Raw genomic sequence first — 5,607 nt, 5'->3', positions numbered from 1 at the left:
GTGCAGCGCGCGGTCGACGCGCATCCGGGCATTGTCCGCGTCGGCGTCGCGCTCGACCGTCCGGTCATCGGCCTCGGCGCCTCGGCACCGCTGCATTACGCCGGTCTGCCGCCGCTGGTCGGCAATGGCTGCATCGTGCCGGAGGATACCGACGTCGCCAATGCGCTCGGCGCCGTGGTCGGCCAGGTGCGCGTCTCGGCCGAGGCCCGCGTCAGCCAGCCCAAGGAAGGGCTCTTCCGCCTCGCGTCTGGGCAAACGGTGCGCGACTTCACCGACGAGGCGAAGGCGATTGCGGCGGCGGAGGCGGACGTGCGGGCAATTGTCGCCGAACGGGCGAAAGATGCCGGCACCGACAGCGCCGAGATCGACGTTTCCACCGAGTTCAAGGTCTCGACCATCGAGAGCCAGCGCATGTTCATCGAGGCGCATGTGGTTGCGGTAGCATCGGGAAGGCCGAGGATTGCGGTGTAGGGGGGCAATCTCCCCCTCGAGGGGGAGATTCGCTTGCCGCCAAAATGCAACCCTTCACCTTAAGCCGAATTGACCCTTGAACCCCGGCATGCCAAAGGCCCCAAGCCGGCAAAGCCTGATATGTGGAGACGTGCTGATGACCGACCGCATCGAGATCGCCGGGTTGCAAATCGCCCGGGAGCTCCATGACTTCGTGGCCGAGGAGGCCGCCCCCGGCACCGGCATCGATCCTGAAAAGTTCTGGGAGGGGTTTGGAACAATCGTCCACGACCTCGCGCCGAAGAACCGCGCGCTGCTCGCCAAACGCGACGCCATGCAGGAGAAGCTGGACGGCTGGTATCGTGAGAACGGCGCGCCGGTCGACATGGAAGTCTACAAGAGTTTCCTGAAGGAGATCGGCTATCTCGTGCCGGAAGGCCCGGCCTTCAGCGTCAGCACCGAAAATGTCGATCCGGAAATCGCGGTCGTCGCCGGGCCGCAGCTCGTCGTGCCGGTGATGAACGCGCGCTATGCGCTCAACGCCGCCAACGCCCGCTGGGGCTCGCTCTATGACGCGCTCTACGGCACCGACGCCATCCCCGAGACGGGCGGCGCCGAGAAGGGCAAGGGCTTCAATCCGGCGCGCGGCGCCAAGGTCATCGCCTGGGCCAGGGATTTCCTCGACCAGTCCGTGCCGCTGACCACCGGCAAATGGGCCGGCGTCAACGGGCTCTCGGTGGCGAACGGCGCGCTCAAGGTCGGCGAGGGCGCCGGCGCCACCACGCTTGCCGATCCAAAACAGTTCGTCGGCTATCGCGGCGATGCCGCCACGCCTGAAGCCGTGCTCTTGGTGACGAACGGCCTGCATATCGAGATCGTGATCGACCGCGTCAGTGAGATCGGCAAGACCGATGCGGCCGGCATCGCCGACGTCCTCCTCGAGGCCGCCTTGACCACCATCCAGGACTGCGAGGATTCTGTCGCCGCCGTCGATGCCGAGGACAAGGTCGTCATCTACCGCAACTGGCTCGGCCTGATGAAGGGCGACCTGGCGGAAGAGATCACCAAGGCCGGCAAGACTTTTGTCCGCAAGCTCAACCCGGACCGCCGCTACACGGCGCCGAATGGCGGCCAGCTGCTGCTGCCCGGCCGCTCGCTGATGCTGGTGAGAAACGTCGGCCACCTGATGACCAATCCGGCGATAACCGACCGCGACGGCAACGAGGTGCCGGAAGGCATCATGGACGCCGCGCTCACCGCGCTGATCGCGCTGCACGATGTCGGCCCGAACGGGCGTCGTGGGAACTCCCGCGCCGGCTCGATGTATGTGGTGAAGCCCAAGATGCACGGGCCGGAGGAAGTCGCCTTCGCCGTGGAGATCTTCGATCGTGTCGAGGCGCTGCTCGGCATGCCGAAGAACACCATCAAGATGGGCATTATGGACGAGGAGCGGCGCACCACCGTCAACCTCAAGGAAGCGATCCGCGCCGCTAAGGAGCGCGTGGTGTTCATCAACACCGGCTTCCTCGACCGCACCGGCGACGAGATCCACACCTCGATGGAAGCCGGCCCGATGATCCGCAAAGGCGACATGAAACAGGCCGCCTGGATCTCCGCCTACGAGGCCTGGAATGTCGATATCGGTCTCGAATGCGGGCTCGCCGGCCACGCTCAGATCGGCAAGGGCATGTGGGCTATGCCCGATTTGATGGCGGCGATGCTGGAGCAGAAGATTGCGCACCCCAAGGCCGGCGCCAACACCGCCTGGGTGCCGTCGCCGACGGCCGCGACGCTGCACGCCACGCATTATCACAAGGTCGACGTGCATGCCGTGCAGGCGGCGCTGAAGAGCCGGCCGAAGGCGAAGCTCGACGACATTCTTTCGGTGCCGGTTGCGGTGCGGCCGAACTGGACGCCGGACGAGATCCAGCGCGAGCTCGACAACAACGCGCAAGGCATTCTGGGGTATGTCGTGCGCTGGATCGACCAGGGCGTCGGCTGCTCGAAAGTGCCCGATATCAACGATGTCGGCTTGATGGAGGACCGCGCCACGCTGCGCATCTCCTCGCAGCACATCGCCAACTGGCTGCGCCACAAGGTGTGCTCGGTAATCCAGGTGCGGGATTCGCTGCAGCGCATGGCGGCTATCGTCGACCGCCAGAATGTCGGCGATCCGCTCTACCGGCCGATGTCGCCCGACTTCGACAATTCAATCGCCTTCCAGGCCGCCTGCGATCTGGTGTTCAAGGGGACGGTGCAGCCCAACGGCTACACGGAGCCGGTGTTGCATGCGCGCAGGCTGGAGCTGAAGGCGAAGGGTTAATACCAAGGCGGCGGACCGGTCGCGATCCGCCGCCGTTTCGTTCAGTCTGCCACCTGCTTTTGTTGTCTATTCAGCCTGAGCGTGCCTCACAGCTGGGAAAGATCCTCGGCCAGCGCTCTCACCGGGTCGGCAAAGGCCTTGCAGACAGTTTGTCGTAGGTCTCGAAGCCGTCCGCCGTCTTGATTCCCAGGCGCTGGCGCTGTTGCGGATCATGTTTCGCGAGAGCGTCGAGGCGGCACTCACCATCGCATATCGCTAGCTGGCCTTGCCACGGGAGAAGGCGTCTCGGGCGGCGATCACATAAGCGAGATGTCCAGATGCAGCGCGTTGACGGTCTCAAATCTACCTGCTAGTAGGTAGGTAAATCAAGCGGAGAATACCCCATGCCTGCACAAATGAATGATCCAAATCGCACGGACTCCTCGAACGGCTGGCTCAAAAGCTATTACTACATGCGGTTTGCCGTGTCGGCTGCCTGGGTTGCGGTGGCTGTCACCGTCGCGAAGAGCATTCCACCGCTCGCCGCTGTCATGCTGGTCGCCTACCCGGTTTGGGACGCGCTCGCGAACTACGTCGACGCGCAGCGCACCGGCGGGCTCGGCCGCAATAAGTCGCAACTGCTCAACTTCGTTGTCAGCATCGTCGCTACGATCGCGGTCGCCATCGCGCTTGGTCACAGCATGAACGCGGTGCTCTCGGTTTATGGCGTCTGGGCCGTTGTCTCAGGCATGCTTCAGCTCCTGACCGCGGTGCGTCGCTGGAAAACCAACGGCGCCCAGTGGGCGATGATCTTGAGCGGCGCCCAGTCGGCGCTGGCTGGGCTCTTCTTCGTAAGGATGGCGGGCGGTACTGAGGCCATTGGCATCGTCAACGTCGCGCCCTATGCCGCTTTTGGCGCCTTCTACTTCCTCGTGTCTGCCGTATGGCTGTCCGTCAGCGACGCGCTTCGGAAGTCGCCGCAGGTCGCGCGTTAAGGTGTCCACAAGTTTTCTGCTGGAAGTGCGTTATGAGCAAGCTCTCGAACACGGCTGATGACATCCTGGCTGCGGCGCGAACCTTCATCGTCGCTGGCGGCTACAACGGGTTCAGCTACGCGGATATCGCCGAGGTGATCGGTATCCGCAAAGCCAGCATCCACCACCATTTCCCCAGCAAGGTGGACCTGGTGCAAACTCTGGTCAGGCGTTACCTCGAGGATGCCGTCGCGGGCCTAGGAGAACTTGAGCGCAATGTCCCGGAGCCGCCTGAGCTGCTTCGAACCTACGCCGGAATCTGGGCTCGGTGCATTGAGGACGCGAGCATTCCGATCTGCGTTTGCGCACTGCTCGCCAGTGAGCTTCCGGCTCTTCCGCCAGAGGTTGCCGTGGAAGTCCGGGCGTATTTTCAGTTTCTCTCGGGGTGGCTGACTGGCGTCATTGAGCGGGGTGCCGGGCAAGGCACACTGACAATTTCCGCTGCTCCGCGCGTGGAGGCGGAGGCCTTCATGGCGACCGTGCACGGGGCGATGCTTTCTGCGCGAGCCTACGGTGATACCTTGACTTTCGGCATGATCCTGGCGCCGACGTTGCAGAAGTTGATCCCCGGGACCATTGAAGTGGATTAGCGGAAGGGTCGGCCAGGAGTCGCGAGACAAACAGACCCGGCGCATTTGCGAATGCCTCTTTTATCTACGCCGCCTGCGCCATGCGCTCCGCGCTCATCCGGTAGGAAATCGCCTCGGCGAGGTGGATGCGGCCGACGGTTTCGCTGGCGTCGAGGTCGGCCAGCGTTCGCGCCACCTTCAGCACGCGGTGATAGGCCCGCGCCGAGAAGGCGAGCTTCTCGCTGGCGTCCTTGAGCAGCGTCAGCCCGGCGGCGTCGGGCCTGGCGATCTCCTCGACGATCGAAGGCGGGCAATGCGCGTTGGTGGTGGCTGTCGCGCCAAGCCTTTCCAGCGCTCGCGCTGGATAGTGCGGGCGCGAGCCAGGCGCTGCGCTACCGCGGCACTTGTCTCGGCCTTGTCCGGGCGGATCAGGTCACTCGCCGACACCGCCGGCACTTCGATCCGGAGGTCGATGCGGTCGAGCAGCGGGCCGGAAATGCGCGCCTGGTATTCGGTGCGGCAGCGGTCGCCGCGCAGGCAGCGATAGCCGGGCTCGCCCGACATGCCGCAGCGGCACGGGTTCATCGCCGCCACCAGCTGGATGCGCGCCGGATAGGTGAAGCGATGGTTGGCGCGCGCGATCACGCAGTCGCCGGTCTCGAGCCGGTCTCGAGCGGCTGGCGCAGCGCATCGAGCGTCTGCGGCGTGAATTCCGGGAATTCGTCGAGGAACAGCACGCCGTGATGGGCAAGCGACACCTCGCCCGGCCGCACACGCAAGCCGCCGCCCACCATCGCCGCCATCGAAGCGGAGTGGTGCGGGGCCCGGAACGGCCGCCGGTCGGTGAGCTTGCCTTCGCCGAGCTCGCCCGCCACTGAGGCGACCATCGAGACTTCCAGAAGCTCTTTCGGCGCCAGCGGCGGCAGGATCGAGGGCAGCCGCTGCGCCAGCATCGACTTGCCGGAGCCGGGAGGGCCGACCATCAACACGAATGGCCCGCCAGCAACTGCCGGCTCTTGACCCGCTCCAGACCTTCCCGAGTGTTGTCGCAAAGGGCTCGAACCGAGCCAATCGCGACATTCCCAGAGTTGAGTAACCTGCTATTGACCTGTGTCAGCGCAATCCTCTCAGGCCGCCGCCCGGGTTCAATCGGGTGTAGAATGCTTTCCTTCTCCGCGCCGATGCGCCAGGGTTCCGTCCCCCAATCTCACTCCTCAGCATGCGCTAGAGCGGTTCAAGATTTGACGGAATC

General features: G+C 64.7%; 3 protein-coding genes and 2 pseudogenes. 4 read left to right on the top strand and 1 reads right to left on the bottom strand.

The window, feature by feature from the left end; translation table 11 throughout:
- From DH10_RS35090 to DH10_RS35075, 4 genes and pseudogenes are all read left to right on the top strand, one after another.
- A pseudogene (locus DH10_RS35090) lies at nucleotides 1–471 on the top strand (hydantoinase/oxoprolinase family protein); the annotation flags it as partial.
- Nucleotides 472–607: 136 nt separating this feature from the next.
- Complete coding sequence (locus DH10_RS35085; protein WP_192256049.1) at nucleotides 608–2,773, top strand: malate synthase G; 2,166 nt, start codon at nucleotides 608–610, stop codon at nucleotides 2,771–2,773.
- 383 nt (nucleotides 2,774–3,156) lie between these two features.
- Nucleotides 3,157–3,747 (top strand): DUF308 domain-containing protein, encoded by a 591-nt coding sequence (locus DH10_RS35080; RefSeq protein ID WP_192256051.1) that lies wholly within the window; start codon nucleotides 3,157–3,159, stop codon nucleotides 3,745–3,747.
- 32 nt (nucleotides 3,748–3,779) lie between these two features.
- Nucleotides 3,780–4,376 (top strand): TetR/AcrR family transcriptional regulator, encoded by a 597-nt coding sequence (locus tag DH10_RS35075; RefSeq protein ID WP_192256053.1) that lies wholly within the window; start codon nucleotides 3,780–3,782, stop codon nucleotides 4,374–4,376.
- 64 nt (nucleotides 4,377–4,440) lie between these two features.
- Here DH10_RS35075 and DH10_RS35070 read toward each other — a convergent pair.
- Nucleotides 4,441–5,371: pseudogene (locus tag DH10_RS35070) on the bottom strand (YifB family Mg chelatase-like AAA ATPase); the annotation flags it as partial.
- Nucleotides 5,372–5,607 lie beyond the last annotated feature (236 nt).

Source organism: Mesorhizobium silamurunense, from assembly GCF_014843825.1.
Lineage (GTDB): Bacteria > Pseudomonadota > Alphaproteobacteria > Rhizobiales > Rhizobiaceae > Mesorhizobium > Mesorhizobium silamurunense.
This window is presented reverse-complemented; position numbering and strand designations above follow the sequence as displayed.